Origin of the sequence: Streptomyces sp. NPDC094147 (genome assembly GCF_044764265.1) — a bacterium.
Lineage (GTDB): Bacteria > Actinomycetota > Actinomycetes > Streptomycetales > Streptomycetaceae > Streptomyces.
In genome coordinates this window covers 260,135-274,407 of sequence record NZ_JBIWHT010000006.1, presented here as the reverse complement: position 1 = coordinate 274,407, position 14,273 = coordinate 260,135, and the positions used below count along the sequence as shown (strand labels likewise).

Sequence of the window (14,273 nt, the reverse complement as noted above, 5' to 3'; positions counted from 1 at the left end):
CCCCGACACCTGCCCGGCTGCGGCCGGTCCCGCCGCCTGAGGAGTACGCCATGCACGCGATGCAGTACGAGACGGTCCTCCCCGCCGACTACGACATGGAGATCATCCGCAAGCGGGTGGCGACCAAGGGGCCTCTCCTCGACGACTTCCCGGGGCTCGGACTCAAGGCCTATCTGATACGGGAGCGGGACGCCGGCAGCCCGGTCAACTCCTATGCCCCGTTCTATCTGTGGGCCACGCCCGAAGGCATGAACTCCTTCCTCTGGGGCCCCGGGTTCCAGGGGGTCGTCAACGACTTCGGGCGTCCCCGGGTGCGGCACTGGATGGGTCTGTCGTACGCCGAAGGCCCCGCTTCCGGGGCCGCTCCGGCCGCCGCGACCCTCCTGCGCGTGCCCGTCCCCGAGGGGGTCGAACCGGCCCGGTTCGTGGCGGCGGAGGTGGCGAAGGAGGTGGAGCCCGGAGTGGTCGCGAGCGCCGTGGCCATCGACCCCAGCCGCTGGGAGCTGGTGCGGTTCACGCTCTGGGAGCAGGAGCCGCAGGCCGATGGCGACCGGTACCAGGTGCTGCACCTGTCGCAGCCCGGACGCGCCGGGCTCCGGTCGGGGAGGCAGTGGTGAGCGCGGTACGCACGGTGCTCGGCGAGGTGCCGGCCGACCGGCTCGGCATCGTCGACGCACACGACCATCTCTTCATCCGCAGCCCGCAGTTGCCGGGCAAGGAGCTGGACGACGCCGAACAGGCCGCGGCCAGGCTGGCCGGGTTCGCCGCGCTCGGCGGCGGCACGGTGGTCCAGTGGACCCCGTACGGCATGGGGCGGCGGACCGCCGAGCTGCCCGCACTGTCGCGCGCCTGCGGGGTGCACATCATCGCCGCCACCGGACTGCACCAAGCCGCCCACTATTCGGGCGAGTTGCTCGATTCGGTACGCGAGCGGCTCGCCGAGCTCTTCGTCGGCGAGCTGACCGAGGGCATCGGCGGCACGGGGGTCCGGGCGGGTCTGATCAAGGTCGCGGGCGGCTTCCACGGGCTCGATGAGCACGCCTTGCTCACGATGCGGGCCGCCGCCGAGGCGCACCGTCGCACGCTCGCGCCGATCGCCGTCCATCTGGAGCTGGGCACCGGGGCGCTCGATGTACTCGACCTGCTCTGCGGGGAGTTGGGGGTGCGGCCCGCGAGCGTGATCCTGGGACACCTCAACCGCTCCCCCGACTTCACCGTGCACCGCCTGGCCGCCGAGGCGGGCGCGTTCCTCGCCTTCGACGGCCCGTCCCGCACCAACCACGCCACGGACTGGCGGATGCCGGACGCGCTGCGGGCGCTGGCGGACGCGGGGTTCGGGGACCGGCTGCTGCTCGGCGGGGACACCATGACGCCGGACACCCCGGGCATGCCGTATCTGCTGCGTCGGGTGCGGCCGAGGCTCGAACTCGCCCTGGGCGAAGGGTTGGTGGAGCAGATCCTGGTCGCCAACCCGGCGCGGGTCTACGCCTGGTGAGCGAGCGCGCCAAGGGGGTCGTCGAGCACGGGCTGCCACGCCAACTCGGCCGCGCCGACGAGGCTGTTGTGGTCGAGGGAGCACGGCAGGATCGGCACGACCCCGCTGCGGCCCCACAGGCTGCGGTCGGCGACGACGGCCCGCAGCCGGTCGGGGTCCGCCTCCAGGAGGGCCTTGTGCAGACCGCCGAGGATGATCCGGTCGGGGTTGAGGATGTTGACGAGGCCGGCGAGGCCCAGGCCGAGCCGGTCGATGAGTTCCTCGGCGGCGCGCCGTACCGAGAGGTCCGCGTACTCGTGGCGCAGCAGCGCCCGTGACTGTTCGAGGAGCGACACCTCGGGGCCGGGGTCGCGCCCGGCCGCCGTGAGGAAGGCCAGCGGGTCGGCCTCGACGTCGAGGCAGCCGCGGCTTCCGCAGTAGCAGGGACGGCCCTCGGGGTTCACCGTGAGGTGGCCGACCTCCAGGGCCAGGCCCGAACTCCCGGTGTGCAGGCGGCCGTCGAGGACGAGCGCGCCGCCCACGCCGCGGTGGCCGGTGGCGACGCAGAGCAGGTGCTCGGCGCCGCGGCCCGCGCCGTGCCGGTGCTCGGCGAGCGCCGCGAGGTTGACGTCGTTGCCGGTGAGGGCGGGCCCGGTGATGCCGGCGGCGCTGACCCGTTCGGCGAAGATCTCGCGCACCGGGGACCCGGCCGGCCAGGCCAGGTGCAGCGGGTTGAGCGCGGTCCCCTCGGGTTCCGCGACGGCGGAGGGCACGGCGAGCCCCGCGCCCACGCAGCGGCGTCCGCTGCCCTTGAGGAGCGCGGCGCCCGCTTCGACGACCTCGCCGAGGACTTGGGCCGGGTCGGCCGAGACGGTCACACAGCCGGGGGCGGTGGCGACGATCTCGCCGCCGAGGCCGACCAGCGCGGCCCGGAACCCGTCGGCGTGCACCTGTGCGGCGAGCGCCACCGGCCCGGCGTCATTGACGGCGAGCCGGTGCGAGGGGCGGCCCTGGGATCCGGCCGCGGCGGGCCGGGAGTCGACCTGGATCAGGCCGAGCGCTTCGAGTTCGGCGGCGACCGCGCCGGCCGTGGCGCGGGTGACGCCCAGTTCGGCGGTGAGCACGGCGCGGGTCGGCGCGCGGCCGGTGTGTACCAGTTCGAGGGCGGGTCCGAGCGCGCTGCGGCCCCTCTCCAGCCTGGTCCGGGTGGTCGTCGCCTTGCCGTTCATGGGGGCGAGTCTCCCATGATCCCGGACGGAAGCCGCCCTACCGGCAGTTGCCCGCGCCACACGACGGACACGGGGCCGCCTTTCCGGCGCCGCCCTGGCGGGTGGCGACACCTCGCGCCAGGCCTGGACGGCACCCGCTCGTCGCCCCGCCTCCGGCCCGGCCGTCCGCCCCGAGCGGTTGATGGAGTCCCCGTGCTGCCCCTATCCTGACTTTGTGCCGCTACTAAACAAAGTACGGACGGCCGTTCCGGGGGGCCCTGGCGGAGACAGCGCCGCACCCTCCCTGCTCCGCCTCCGCTCCGCCCTGACCGTGTTCTTCGCACTCGACGGCTTCCTCTTCGCCGGCTGGGTGGTCCGCATCCCGGCGATCAAGCAGCAGACCGGGGCCTCAGCGGGCGACCTGGGCCTGGCTCTGCTCGGCGTCTCGGCCGGCGCGGTGGCCACGATGGTGCTCACCGGGCGGCTCTGCCGCCGCTTCGGCAGTCATCCGGTGACCGTGGTCTGCGGCGCCCTGATGGCGCTGGCCATCGCGCTGCCGCCGCAGACCCACTCGGCGCTCGCGCTCGGCCTGGTGCTGCTGGTGTTCGGCGCCGCGTACGGCGGCATCAACGTGGCGATGAACAGCGCCGCCGTCGACCTGGTCGCGGCGCTGCGCCGCCCGGTGATGCCGAGTTTCCACGCGGCGTTCAGCCTCGGCGGGATGCTCGGCGCGGGCGCCGGGGCACTGATCGCCGGGAGCCTCTCCCCCACCGCGCACCTGCTGGCCCTGACCGGGGTCGGGCTCGCGGTGACCGCGCTGGCCGGGCCGGTACTGCTGCGGCATCCGGCGCCGGTGCACGCGGACACGCCCCGCGCCGGAGGGCGGCGGCTCGACGGGCGGGCCCGGCGCCTCGTGCTGCTCTTCGGCGTGATCGCGCTCTGCACGGCGTACGGCGAAGGCGCGATGGCGGACTGGGGCGCGCTGCACCTGGAGCAGGACCTGGCCGCGGCGCCGGGTGTCGCGGCCGTCGGCTATTCGCTGTTCGCACTGGCCATGACGGCCGGGCGGCTCTCGGGCACCGCGCTGCTCGAACGGCTGGGCCAGACCCGGACGTTGGTGGCGGGCGGCGGCACGGCGTGCGCCGGGATGCTGCTCGGCGCGCTGGCGCCGTCGGTCTGGGTCGCGCTGGCCGGATTCGCGGTGATGGGCCTCGGCCTCGCCAACATCTTCCCGGTCGCCGTCGCGCGGGCGGGTGCGCTGGCCGGGCCCGGCGGAGTGGCCGCGGCCTCCACGCTGGGGTACGGCGGCATGCTGCTCGGCCCGCCCGCGATCGGGTTCCTCGCCGAGTGGTCGTCGCTGCCGGTCGCCCTGACCACGGTCGCCGTGCTGGCCGCGTGCGCCGCACTGATCGGGTACGCCGCCCGGAACGCGACGGTGCCGCAGGGCTGAGCGCGGCCGCCTACGGTGCGGGGCGGTCCGCGAGGGTGCGGGCCAGCACCGCCCGCTGGAGCGGCAGCACCTCGGCGTGCCGGGACCGGCCCAACTCCGTGATCGACACGCTCACACCGCGGCGGTCCTCGCTGCACATCCCGCGCGTCACCAGGCCGTCCTTCTCCAGGCGCCCGACGAGGCGGGACAGCGCGCTCTGGCTGAGGTGGACCCGCGAGGCCAGCTCCTGCACCCGGAAGGCACAGCCGCGGTCGTCCGCGCGCCCCTCGGCCAGTACGTCGAGGACCTCGAAGTCGCTCGCGCCCAGGCCGTACGCATGGAGCTCGCGGTCGAGCTCACAGGTCGTACGCGCGTGAACGGCGAGGAGCTCCCGCCACTCCTGCACGAGCAGGCGCTCGGTCTTCTCAGCTGCCATGTCCGCACGGTAGCAGAAATGAGCGGTTTTGTTGCATGGGAATTAAATGCTTCCACATCAAATGCATGCGCATGTAGTCTGCGTGGCGAGCAGCGGGGGAGGGGCGGGGGGGGGGGGGGGGGGGGGGGGGGGGCGCCCCGGCCGGGGGGGGGGGGGCCGGCCCCCGCCCCCCCCCCCCCCCCCCCCCGCCCCGCGGGGGGGGGGGGGCGGGGGGGGGGGGGGGGGGGGGGGGGGGGGGGGGGGGGGGGGGGGGGGGGGGGGGTGGGGGGGGGGGGGGGGTGGGGGGGGGGGGGGGGGGGGGGGGGGGGGGGGGGGTGCCCCCCCCCCCCCCGCCCCTGCTGTGAGACTTCCCGCATGGGGACACGGAGCCGGGCCGAGCGGGACGCCATCATGATCGAGATCGGATACGCGCTGGCCAGCGCCCTGCTCGCGGCCGCTGTGGTGTTCGGCGCGATCGGCGGCTCCGGCTACGCCCTCGAACTCCCCCATCCCCTGCGGCGGGTGCTGCTGCTCATCGGCGGCGGCTGCTCGCTCATCGTCTTCGTCTGGCGGACCGTGCACGTGCTGTGGCGCTTTCCGTACGGGGCGGACCGCGGACCGCGTCAGCCCAGCCAGCCGGGGCGCACCAGGCCCGACTCGTAGGCCAGGACCACCAGTTGGGCCCGGTCCCGGGCACCGAGCTTCACCATCGTGCGGCTGACGTGGGTCTTCGCGGTCAGCGGGCTGACGACGAGCCGGCGGGCGATCTCCTCGTTGGAGAGCCCGATGCCGACCAGGGCCATCACCTCCCGTTCCCGCTCGGTGAGTTCGGCCAGACTGCCGGCGGCGGCCGGCTCCTTCGAGCGGGCGGCGAACTCGGCGATCAGCCGCCGCGTCACGCCCGGTGACAGCAGGGCGTCACCGTCGACCACCGCGCGGACCGCGCGCAGCAGTTCGTCCGGTTCGGTGTCCTTGACGAGGAAGCCGGAGGCTCCGGCGCGGATCGCCTCGAAGACGTACTCGTCCAGTTCGAAGGTGGTGAGCATGACCACCTTCACCGCGGCCAGGTCCGGGTCCGAGGTGATCTGGCGGGTGGCGGCGAGACCGTCGAGCCGAGGCATCCGGATGTCCATCAGGACGATGTCCGGCCGCAGTTCGCGCACCAGGCGCACCGCCTCCTCACCGTCGGCGGCCTCCCCCGCCACCTCGATGTCGCCCTGGGCGCCGAGCAGCGCCCCGAACCCGGCCCGTACGAGGAGCTGGTCGTCGGCGAGCAGTACGCGGATCAAGACGTCTCCTTCGAGTCGGCGGCCAGCGGAAGCCGGGCGGTCACACGGAAGCCGCCGGCCGGGAGCGGCCCGGCCTCGATGGTGCCACCGAGCGCCGCGGCCCGCTCCCGCATGCCGATCAGTCCGTTGCCGCTGCCGCCCGCGTCACCGCCGGCCGCCGGCCCCTCGTCCTCGATCCGCAGCACGAGCGCGTCCGGCCGGTAGCCGACCGCGACCCGGGCGGTGCGGGCGGCGGAGTGGCGTACGACGTTGGTGAGGGCCTCCTGCACGATCCGGAAGGCGGCCAGGTCCAGGCCGGGCGGCAGGGCCGTCCGCTCGCCGGTCGTCGTGGTCTCGACGGTGAGACCGGTGGTCGCGGCCTGCTCGGCCAGTTCGGGGAGCCGGTCGAGGCCGGGGGCCGGGGAGCGCGGGGCGTCGCCCGGTGTGCGCAGGGTCTCCAGGACCTGGCGGACCTCGCCGAGCGCCTCCTTGCTCGCGGACTTGATGGTGGTCAGCGCGGTGCGGGCCTGTTCGGGGTCGGAGTCGAGGAGGGCGAGGCCGACCCCCGCCTGGACGTTGATGACCGAGATGCTGTGGGCGAGCACGTCGTGCAGTTCGCGGGCGATCCGCAGCCGCTCCTCGTCCGCCCGCCGCTTCCGGGCGGCGGCCCGCCCGGCCCGTTCCCTGGCCCACTGCTCCCTGCGTACCCGCACCACCTCGGCGACCGCGACGATGGCCACCGCCCAGGCGGCGACGCCCAGTTCCTGACTCCAGGGTGCCGCGGAGTCGCCCTCCGGGGGCAGCCAGCGGTAGAGCCAGTGCGCTACGAGGAGATGCCCCAGCCAGAGCATGCCGAGCGCGCCCCAGGCCTGTCGGCGGTGTCCGGCGATGACCGCGGCGAAGCAGCCGACCGCGACGGAGAGGAAGACCGGGCCGTACGGATATCCGGCGCCGAGGTAGACCAGGGCGGCCGCCGAGCTGCCGAAGACCGCGACGACGGGGTGGCGGTGGCGGACCAGCAGCACCGCACAGCCGATGAGCAGGAGCACCCGGGCGAAGACGTCGAGCGGGGCCCGGCCGGTCTGCGAGTGTGCCGCGACGGTGGACCCCACCAGGACGAACACGGTGAGGGCGATCGTCGACCGCCACGGCAGCCCGCCCCGGCCCTCCTTGCCGTCGCGCCCCCGCACCCAGCGCCCCAGCAGGTGCGGCGGCCCGACCCGCTCCCAGGGCGGACCGCCTCGGCGGGCGGCGGGCGGTGGCTGCTGCTCTTCCATACCGGCCACGCTAGACCGGGGCCGGCGCCCGCGGCGTCAGCCGGGCGAGGTGATCACGCGTACTACGCGGGGAGTACCAGGCCCACCGAACGGGCCAGCTGCTCGGCGGCGTGCGCGAAGAACGGCTCGCGCTCCTCCACGACCCGGTGGAACTGGCCGAACACCTCGAAGGAGATCAGTCCGAACAGCTGCGACCAGGCGGCGACGAGTGCGACGGCCACCGGCGGCGGCAGGTCGGGGGCGAAGTCGGCGGCCATCCGCTCGGCCTCGGCGCGCAGCGGCGCGGCGAGCGGCGGCGGCGCGATGCCCTTGCCCCGGTGCGCGTCCCGGGCGATCGAGATGAAGACGAGCCCCACCCTCGCGGCGGGGCCGACGGTCGTCTGGGGGGCGGTGTAGCCGGGCACGGGCGAACCGTAGATGAGGGCGTACTCGTGGGGGTGGGCGAGCGCCCAGGCGCGTACGGCACGGCAGACGGCGGTCCACCGGGCGGCGGGCGGTGCGGCCGCCTTCTGCCGGGCGAGGGCGCGCTCGGCGGCTTCCCCCACCGCGTCGTAGGCGTCCACGATGAGGGCGGTCAGCAGATCGTCCCGGCTCGGGAAGTACCGGTAGAGCGCGGAGGACGCCATGCCCAGCTCGCGGGCGACGGCACGGAGCGAGAGCTTCGTCGCGCCGTCCGCCGCCAGTTGCTTCCTGGCCTCGTCCTTGATGGCCGCGGTGACTTCGATACGTGCCCGTGCGCGGGCTCCCTGGACGGTGCTCATGGCTCCAGTCTGCCAGTTCGGAGAGCAGTGGCCAAGAACGCGACTGGCGCACACAAACCGGAGCGGCGAGCACTTTCGAGAGCACTGCTCTTGCTTTGCATCACCCTTTCGGTGCACACTGCTCACGAACGAGAGCACCGCTCTCTCTCACCTTCAGGGGAGACACACCATGTCCACATCCGCACACGTCCAGAAGCCCGGCTGGTTCACGGTCAACGTCTTCAACCGGGCCGTCGCCTGGATGACCCGCCGCGGACTGAGCATCTGGGGTTCCCGCATCCTCGCGGTCCGTGGCCGCAAGAGCGGCGAGTGGCGCCGCACGCCGGTCAACCTGATGACCGTCGACGGCGAGCAGTACCTGGTGGCGCCGCGCGGGCACGTCCAGTGGACGCACAACATGCGGGCGGCCGGCGGCGGCGAACTGCACCTCGGCAAGAAGGTCGAGGCGTTCACCGCGGTCGAGGTCGCCGACGACGACAAGCCCGCCCTGCTGCGCGCCTACCTCAAGCGCTGGAAGGCCGAGGTCGGCGTCTTCTTCAACGGCGTCGGCCCCGACTCCAGCGACGAGGAGCTGCGCCGGATCGCCCCGGACCACCCCGTCTTCCACATCACGCCCGCCCCGTGACCCTGCCGGGCTCAGTGCCCGAGCACCGCGCGCAACTCCGGCTGGAGCAGAGGCGCGTGAGCCTGTACGAGATCGTCGCACAGGTCCCAGATCCGCTCGACGGGCAGCGCCGCCGCGGTCGCCGGGTCGGTCATGGCGGCATGCCTGATGTGGCGCGGCTCGCCGAGCACGGCGGCCCGCACCACGAGATCGGTGACCGAGACATAGCTGCGGTTGAGCGCCGCGCACTGCGGCGGCAGGGCGCCGACCCTGGTGGGCCGCACCCCCAACGCGTCCACCAGGCAAGGGACTTCGACCACCGAGTCGGCGGGCAGGTTGTCGATCAGGCCGTGGTTGGGGACGTTGCCGTAGACCGTGCGCGAGGTGCCCGTGACGATGCTGTGGATGATCTGCGGGGCGTACTCCATGGTCCCCTCCACGGGCAGCGGCCGCCCCGAGGCGAGGGCCTCGCGGGTGCGCGCGTAGGTGACCAGGTTGTCCTCGCTGATGTCGAGGTAGGCGCCGATGGGCAGGCGCAGCCGGTCGATCTCTTCGGCGTGGTGCAGATACCAGGGCACGTACTCGCAGGAGTGCTCACTGGTCTCCGTCGGGTAGTGGCCGAGTCTGCGGTACATGTCGACGCGTACCCGGCGCAGCAGTTCGGGGTCCTTGGCGATGGTCTCGTCCAGGAGCGGGTACAGGTCCTGGCCCGCGCGTTCGAAACGCAGCACCCAGGACTGGTGGTTGACGCCGGCCGCGAGGTAGGAGACCTCGGCGAAGGGCACGCCGATCAGTTGGGACAGGTCGTGCATCGTCCAGTACACGGAGTGGCACAGGCCCACGGCCCGCAGCGCGGGGGCCACCCGGTGCAGATAGAGCAGGTTCATCGCCATCGGGTTGGTGTAGTTCAACAGCCAGGCGTCCGGGCAGAGTTGGGCGATGTCGGCGGCGAGTGAGCGCAGCAGGGGGAAGGTGCGCAGGGCGCGGAAGATGCCGCCGATGCCGAGGGTGTCGCCGATGGTCTGGCGCAGCCCGTAGCGGGCGGGGACCGCGAAATCGGTGCGGGTGGCCTCGGTCATGCCGACCTGGACGGTGTTGATCACGAAGTCGGCGCCGTCGAGCGCCGCGCGGCGCTCCAGGTGTGCGCTGACCAGCGGCGCCGCGTCCAGCTCGGCCGCGATGTGGTGGGCCGCGGCCTCGCTGGTGGCGAGCCGCTCGGGGTCGATGTCGTGCAGCGCGATGCGGGCGCGGGCGAACTCGGGGAAGGCGAACAGGTCGGCGAGCAGCCCCTGGGTGAACTCCACGCTGCCGGCGCCGATGAAGGCGATCTTGGTTTCGGTCATGCCGTGCTCCCTTGTGTCGGGGCGCGGGCGGCGGCTCCGTCCCGGGTGGGCCGGCTGGCGGTGCCGACGCGGCCCCGGGTGGACGGTGCCGCCGCGGGTCAGCCCTTCAGGCCGCTCGATGTGAGCGACTGGATGAAGGTCTTCTGGGCGAAGAGGAACGCGAGGAGGACCGGCAGCACGGTGATGACGTTGCCGGCCATGACCGCGGACCACTTGGTGTGGTGCTGGCCCTGGAAGGTGGTCAGGCCCAGTTGCAGGGTGTACCGCGCGTCGTGGTTGATGGCGATGAGCGGCCAGGAGAGGTCGTTCCAGGTGGCGAGGAAGGTGAGGACCGCGACCGTGGCGAGGGCCGGGCGGGCCAGCGGCGCCACGATCGAGACGAGCACCCGCAGCCGTGAGCAGCCGTCGATCCAGGCGGCCTCCTCCAGTTCCCTGGGCAGGGAGAGGAAGAACTGCCGGAAGAGGAACACGGCGAACGGGGTGACCAGGGACGGCACGATCAGCGCGCCGAGGGTGTCGATGAGCCCGAGCCACTTCATCACCAGGAAGGTGGGGATCATGGTGAGCTGGAACGGCACCGCCATGGTCGCGAGCATCAGCCCGAGCAGCGGTCGCGACCCGGCGAACCGCATCCGCGCGAAGGCGTAGCCGCCGAGCGCTCCGAGCAGCAGGTTCGAGGCCACGGCGACGGACGCGACGATGCACGAGTTCAGGAACCAGCGGGGGAACATCGCGTTGCCGAGCACATAGCGGTAGCCGCCGAGGTCGATGCCGTGCGGCCACAGCGCGGGCGGGAAGCGGTCGATCTCCGCGTCGGTCATCACGGAGCTGACGACCAGCCACCCGAGCGGCAGCGCGAAGCCGATCGAGAGCGGCGCGAGGAGCAGGTGCCAGGGGCTGAACGGCAGCCGGCGGCGCCGTGCGGTGCGGCGGGCCGGGGCGCTGACGGTCGCGGCCGCCCCCTGGGCCACCGTGGGCGCGGTCATCGGCCCGCTCCTTCCGGTCGCACAACTCCCCTGCTGGGTACGCCTGTTGCTCCCGTACGCTCCCGGTGGCGCCGGTAGAGCCGCAGCACGACGGCCGCGGCCACCAGACCTATCGCGAGCACATAGGCCGAGGCGGCTCCGTACCCGGCGGTGAAGTTCTGGAAGGCCTGCTCCCACACGAAGTAGACGATGACGGTGGTGGAGCCGAGGGGGCCGCCCTTGGTGGTCACGTACACGAGGTCGAAGACCTGGAGGGCGGTGATGAACTGCCACAGCACCAGGAAAACCGTCACCGGGGTGAGCGAGGGCAGGGTGACGTGGCGCAGCACTTGGGCCGGGTTCGCCCCGTCGAGGCGGGCGGATTCGAGGAGTTCGGCCGGGACGTCCTGGAGGGCGGCGAGGTAGACGACGACGCAGAAGCCGGTGCCGCTCCACAGCGAGATGAGCAGCAGGACGTAGAGCGCCTGGCCGGGGTCGGAGAGGAAGCCCTGCGGGGAAAGCCCCATCCGGTGCAGGAACGAGTTCGCCACGCCGAACTCGGGGTCGAAGATGAAGGAGAACAGCACGCCCTGGGCGGTCGCCGACACCACGAACGGGACGAAGACCAGTGTGCGGTAGAGCCCGACGAGGCGGATCCGCCGGTTCAGGGCGAGCGCGAGGGCGAGCCCGCCCGCCAGGCTCAGGGGAACATAGACGCCCGCGTAGATCAGGGTGTTCTCCACGGCGGTGCGGAACGCCGGGTCCTTGGTGAGGGCGTGATAGTTGTCGAGCCCGACCCAGCGGCCCGGTGTGACCAGGTCGTCCGCGCGGAACGACAGCAGCAGCGACCACAGCAGCGGTACGACGCCGAGTCCGAGGATCACCAGGACGGCCGGGCTGATGAAGGCCCAGGCGGTGGCGGTCTCGCCGCGCGCCCGGCGGCGTCTGGCGGCGCGGGCGGCCGGGGTCGGGTCGAGCGTGAGGGGGCGGGGGGTCCGCGGCCCGGTACTTCTCATCTCTCAGACCCTTCTGGTCACGGGGTCGGCGTCAGCGCGGGATCAGCAGGGCGGCGTCGGCCTTCTCGGCGCACTGGCGCATCGCCTTGTCCGGTGCCGAGCGGCCGAGCAGCACCGCGACGACGGCCTCGCCGAACGCCTGCGAGATCTGCGGATACGCCGGGTGCACGGGCCGCACCCGGGCCGAGGTCAGCGCCTCGGTGAACACCGGCAGTCCTTCGGTCCTCGCGGAGTGCTGGAGCCATTCGGGGCGGCGCGCGCTCACCGCGCTGAGGGGCAGGCTCGCGCCGCGGACGGCCCAGGTGACGTCCTGGTCGGGCGCGATGAGCCAGCGGACGAACGTGATGGCCGCCTGCGAGCGGGCCGGGCCGTTGTCGAAGACGGTCCAGGTGTCGGGGCCCGCGATGGTGACCGGGCGGCCGCTGTAGGTGGGCAGCGGCACCACGGCGTAATCCACCTTGGCGTCGATGATGTCGGGCAGCGCCCAGGGCCCGGCCGTCACCATGCCCATGCGTCCCGACTGGAAGACCTGGTACAGCTGCTGGCTGCCCGGCTTCGGGTCGATGTAGACGCTGTTGCCCGCGACGAGACCGGCGACGGTTTCCAGGGCTCGGCGGCCTTCGTCGGCGAAGCCGATGCGTTTGCCGCCGGGCGCGATGACCTCGCCGCCGAGGTCCCACACCAGCGGCCACATCCGCCAGGTGGTGTCCTCGTCGCCGACGCCGGGCCAGCCGCTGCCGAAGACGCCCTTGCCCGGGTCGGTGAGGCGGTGGGACGTGTCGGTGAACTCGCCCAATTTCCAGCCGGGTTGGGGCAGTGGCAGACCGGCGCGCCGGAAGAGGGTCCTGTTGCAGACGACCGCCAGGGAGTCCACGAGGGCGGGCGCGGCGCGCACCTTCCCGTTGACGGTCACCGCGTCCCGCAGCGGACTCCAGTAGTCGGTCCAGGCCACGGGGCCGCCGCGCAGCGCCGATGTGAGGTCGACGACGCGGGGGCTGCGGGCGACGCTGGCGATGTCCGAGCCGTAGACGTAGGCGACGTCCGGGTACGAGCCGGAGGCCAGTGCGGCGGTCACCTTCTGGAGCATCACATCGGCGGTCGCCCCGCCGCCCGTATCGATGTGGATCTTGGGGTGGGTGCGGTTGAACTCGGCCACCAGGGCGTCGATGGCCCGCTTCCCGTTCTCGGTCTGTCCGTGCCACAGCTCGACGGTCACCGTTCCGTCGGGGCCGACGCCGTCGGCCGCCGAGGAGCCGCAGGCCGCGAGGGCCGGTGCGGCGGCCACGCCCACAGCGCAGCCGGCACCGGCCCGGAGCAGCGCGCGGCGGCCCGGCTCGCTGGGGAGTGAAGGGGCGCTGGAGCGATCGGGGCCGGCCGGCATGATCCGTTCCATCCCTCGCGGATACGTCCCCGCCTCGGACCCGGGGCGGGGTCCTGGCGACTCGGGCCGGCCCGGGACCTCGGTCGGGGGCTCCTGCCGGCTGGGCGCACCTCTCGCGACCCGGACCGCGCCGCGGGCCGGGCCACTGGCTGGATGAAAGCGCCTTCCGCCGCCGGGCGTCAAGAGTCCGCGGCCGTGCCGTCCGGGCGCTTCGGGCGATGGGGTGCCGGCGGCGCCGCGCGACCGTCCGGTTCAGGACCGGAACCTGCGGTTATTCGGCCGAACTTGCGACGGTGGACACACAAGTCCCTTGGTTCCCAGTAGATGTGATGATCCATCATCTCTGAGGAGGATCTCGGTGAACCCCCTGCGCAGACTGCGCGTTCTGCTCGGAACGGCCGTCGCCGCGCTCACCGCGTCGGCCCTGATAGGCACCGGCACCGCGCAGGCCGCCGCGGACGCGGCCCCGGCACCGGCCGCGGTCCCGACGCAGCATCCGGCCGCGTGCTCCGGCACGTACGAGGGCGACGAGCGGCTCGGCCCCCAGAACCTGCCCCGGCCCTGGGACCAGCCGGTGGGGCGGCTCGTGTTCGGCTACCACCGCACCGGGCACCTCACCCCGCGAACGTTCCTCGCCACCTTCTGGGACAGCACCGCGGGCGGCTGGAAGTATCCGCCCGACGACGGCTTCGCCCACCGCCCCGACGGCACCCCCGACAAGCGCGCGGTCGAACTGCGGGCCGGTGAGGACCTGGACCGGTTCGGTTCCGAGTACGGATCGTTCCTCGCCCCGGCGGGCGCGCCCTACAGCCGGCGGGCGCTGCCCCCGCAGAGCCTGATCACCCGTGAGGCCGGTTACCCGTGCGCCTACCACGCGTACGAGGTCGTCAAGTCGTTCAAGGTCTGGCAGGGCCGGATCGCGCCCTGGTTCGACCAGCCGGGCGGCGGGCGGCAGATCAAGCTGGACCCGGCGTTCGTCGATCCGGGTCCGGGCCGGGCACTCAACGTCAAGTGGCTGCTCGACCACGGCTATCTGAAGGCCGAGACCAACCCGGCCGCCGCGGCGAGCGCGCTGGCGGGCGTCGGAGGCTGAGCCCGGCGGGCGGGGCCGGAGCGGATCCGGGCCCCGCCC

At 73.5% G+C, this 14,273-nt stretch carries 15 protein-coding genes; 6 read left to right on the top strand and 9 right to left on the bottom strand.

The genetic code is table 11. The features are described from left to right. Positions 1-50: 50 nt before the first annotated feature. Both ACIQ8J_RS13245 and ACIQ8J_RS13240 read left to right on the top strand, forming a co-directional pair. Positions 51-617, top strand: a complete 567-nt coding sequence (locus tag ACIQ8J_RS13245; RefSeq protein ID WP_403269800.1) for a DUF4865 family protein — start codon at positions 51-53, stop codon at positions 615-617. Next, on the top strand, positions 611-1,495 hold the full coding sequence (locus ACIQ8J_RS13240; RefSeq protein WP_403269803.1) for a phosphotriesterase: 885 nt from the start codon (positions 611-613) through the stop codon (positions 1,493-1,495). The genes ACIQ8J_RS13245 and ACIQ8J_RS13240 overlap by 7 nt, the downstream gene beginning before the upstream one ends. On the opposite strand, the gene ACIQ8J_RS13235 is transcribed toward ACIQ8J_RS13240, so the two are convergent. Then, positions 1,483-2,703, bottom strand: a complete 1,221-nt coding sequence (locus tag ACIQ8J_RS13235; protein ID WP_403269806.1) for an ROK family protein — start codon at positions 2,701-2,703, stop codon at positions 1,483-1,485. The two genes, ACIQ8J_RS13240 and ACIQ8J_RS13235, sit on opposite strands and share 13 nt — an antisense overlap. A gap of 214 nt (positions 2,704-2,917) precedes the next feature. On the opposite strand from ACIQ8J_RS13235, the gene ACIQ8J_RS13230 reads away from it, so the two are divergent. Continuing rightward, positions 2,918-4,132 carry an MFS transporter gene (locus tag ACIQ8J_RS13230; RefSeq protein ID WP_403269808.1) on the top strand — a complete coding sequence of 405 codons (1,215 nt, stop codon included), beginning with the start codon at positions 2,918-2,920 and terminating at the stop codon, positions 4,130-4,132. Positions 4,133-4,142: 10 nt separating this feature from the next. Here the strand turns inward: ACIQ8J_RS13230 and ACIQ8J_RS13225 are convergent, their stop codons facing one another. Continuing rightward, complete coding sequence (locus tag ACIQ8J_RS13225; protein WP_403269811.1) at positions 4,143-4,547, bottom strand: MarR family winged helix-turn-helix transcriptional regulator; 405 nt, start codon at positions 4,545-4,547, stop codon at positions 4,143-4,145. Between the two features lie 354 nt (positions 4,548-4,901). Here ACIQ8J_RS13225 and ACIQ8J_RS13220 point away from each other — a divergent pair, with 354 nt between their 5' ends. Beyond that, positions 4,902-5,189: a DUF6332 family protein gene (locus ACIQ8J_RS13220; protein ID WP_403269814.1), complete on the top strand. Its 288-nt coding sequence runs from the start codon at positions 4,902-4,904 to the stop codon at positions 5,187-5,189. Here the strand turns inward: ACIQ8J_RS13220 and ACIQ8J_RS13215 are convergent. From ACIQ8J_RS13215 to ACIQ8J_RS13205, 3 genes are all read right to left on the bottom strand, one after another. After that, entirely contained in the window at positions 5,150-5,815 is a 666-nt protein-coding gene (locus ACIQ8J_RS13215; protein ID WP_403269816.1) for a response regulator, read from the bottom strand. The genes ACIQ8J_RS13220 and ACIQ8J_RS13215 overlap by 40 nt on opposite strands. Continuing rightward, positions 5,812-7,071, bottom strand: a complete 1,260-nt coding sequence (locus ACIQ8J_RS13210) for a sensor histidine kinase (protein ID WP_403269819.1) — start codon at positions 7,069-7,071, stop codon at positions 5,812-5,814. The genes ACIQ8J_RS13215 and ACIQ8J_RS13210 overlap by 4 nt, the downstream gene beginning before the upstream one ends. A 62-nt stretch (positions 7,072-7,133) precedes the next feature. Then, positions 7,134-7,832 (bottom strand): TetR/AcrR family transcriptional regulator, encoded by a 699-nt coding sequence (locus ACIQ8J_RS13205; RefSeq protein WP_403269822.1) that lies wholly within the window; start codon positions 7,830-7,832, stop codon positions 7,134-7,136. Positions 7,833-8,001: 169 nt separating this feature from the next. On the opposite strand from ACIQ8J_RS13205, the gene ACIQ8J_RS13200 reads away from it, so the two are divergent. Further along, positions 8,002-8,457, top strand: coding sequence for a nitroreductase family deazaflavin-dependent oxidoreductase (locus ACIQ8J_RS13200; protein ID WP_403269824.1), 456 nt, complete (start codon positions 8,002-8,004; stop codon positions 8,455-8,457). 11 nt (positions 8,458-8,468) lie between these two features. Here the strand turns inward: ACIQ8J_RS13200 and ACIQ8J_RS13195 are convergent, their stop codons facing one another. From ACIQ8J_RS13195 to ACIQ8J_RS13180, 4 genes are all read right to left on the bottom strand, one after another. Further along, positions 8,469-9,779, bottom strand: coding sequence for an alpha-glucosidase/alpha-galactosidase (locus ACIQ8J_RS13195; RefSeq protein WP_403269827.1), 1,311 nt, complete (start codon positions 9,777-9,779; stop codon positions 8,469-8,471). A gap of 98 nt (positions 9,780-9,877) precedes the next feature. Beyond that, positions 9,878-10,765, bottom strand: a complete 888-nt coding sequence (locus ACIQ8J_RS13190; RefSeq protein ID WP_403269830.1) for a carbohydrate ABC transporter permease — start codon at positions 10,763-10,765, stop codon at positions 9,878-9,880. Continuing rightward, positions 10,762-11,760, bottom strand: coding sequence for a carbohydrate ABC transporter permease (locus ACIQ8J_RS13185; protein ID WP_403269833.1), 999 nt, complete (start codon positions 11,758-11,760; stop codon positions 10,762-10,764). The genes ACIQ8J_RS13190 and ACIQ8J_RS13185 overlap by 4 nt, the downstream gene beginning before the upstream one ends. A 31-nt stretch (positions 11,761-11,791) precedes the next feature. Then, entirely contained in the window at positions 11,792-13,153 is a 1,362-nt protein-coding gene (locus ACIQ8J_RS13180; RefSeq protein ID WP_403269835.1) for an ABC transporter substrate-binding protein, read from the bottom strand. 355 nt (positions 13,154-13,508) lie between these two features. Here ACIQ8J_RS13180 and ACIQ8J_RS13175 point away from each other — a divergent pair, with 355 nt between their 5' ends. Continuing rightward, entirely contained in the window at positions 13,509-14,234 is a 726-nt protein-coding gene (locus ACIQ8J_RS13175) for a TNT domain-containing protein (protein WP_403270484.1), read from the top strand. Positions 14,235-14,273: the final 39 nt, after the last annotated feature.

Excerpts from the sequence above, each read along its gene's own strand:
- ACIQ8J_RS13195 (WP_403269827.1), bottom strand. The coding sequence starts at position 9,779 with ATGACCGAAACCAAGATCGCCTTCATCGGCGCCGGCAGCGTGGAGTTC.
- ACIQ8J_RS13190 (WP_403269830.1), bottom strand. The coding sequence starts at position 10,765 with ATGACCGCGCCCACGGTGGCCCAGGGGGCGGCCGCGACCGTCAGCGCC.
- ACIQ8J_RS13180 (WP_403269835.1), bottom strand. The coding sequence starts at position 13,153 with ATGGAACGGATCATGCCGGCCGGCCCCGATCGCTCCAGCGCCCCTTCA.
- ACIQ8J_RS13225 (WP_403269811.1), bottom strand. The coding sequence starts at position 4,547 with ATGGCAGCTGAGAAGACCGAGCGCCTGCTCGTGCAGGAGTGGCGGGAG.
- ACIQ8J_RS13220 (WP_403269814.1), top strand. The coding sequence starts at position 4,902 with ATGGGGACACGGAGCCGGGCCGAGCGGGACGCCATCATGATCGAGATC.
- ACIQ8J_RS13205 (WP_403269822.1), bottom strand. The coding sequence starts at position 7,832 with ATGAGCACCGTCCAGGGAGCCCGCGCACGGGCACGTATCGAAGTCACC.
- ACIQ8J_RS13200 (WP_403269824.1), top strand. The coding sequence starts at position 8,002 with ATGTCCACATCCGCACACGTCCAGAAGCCCGGCTGGTTCACGGTCAAC.
- ACIQ8J_RS13185 (WP_403269833.1), bottom strand. The coding sequence starts at position 11,760 with ATGAGAAGTACCGGGCCGCGGACCCCCCGCCCCCTCACGCTCGACCCG.
- ACIQ8J_RS13235 (WP_403269806.1), bottom strand. The coding sequence starts at position 2,703 with ATGAACGGCAAGGCGACGACCACCCGGACCAGGCTGGAGAGGGGCCGC.
- ACIQ8J_RS13245 (WP_403269800.1), top strand. The coding sequence starts at position 51 with ATGCACGCGATGCAGTACGAGACGGTCCTCCCCGCCGACTACGACATG.
- ACIQ8J_RS13210 (WP_403269819.1), bottom strand. The coding sequence starts at position 7,071 with ATGGAAGAGCAGCAGCCACCGCCCGCCGCCCGCCGAGGCGGTCCGCCC.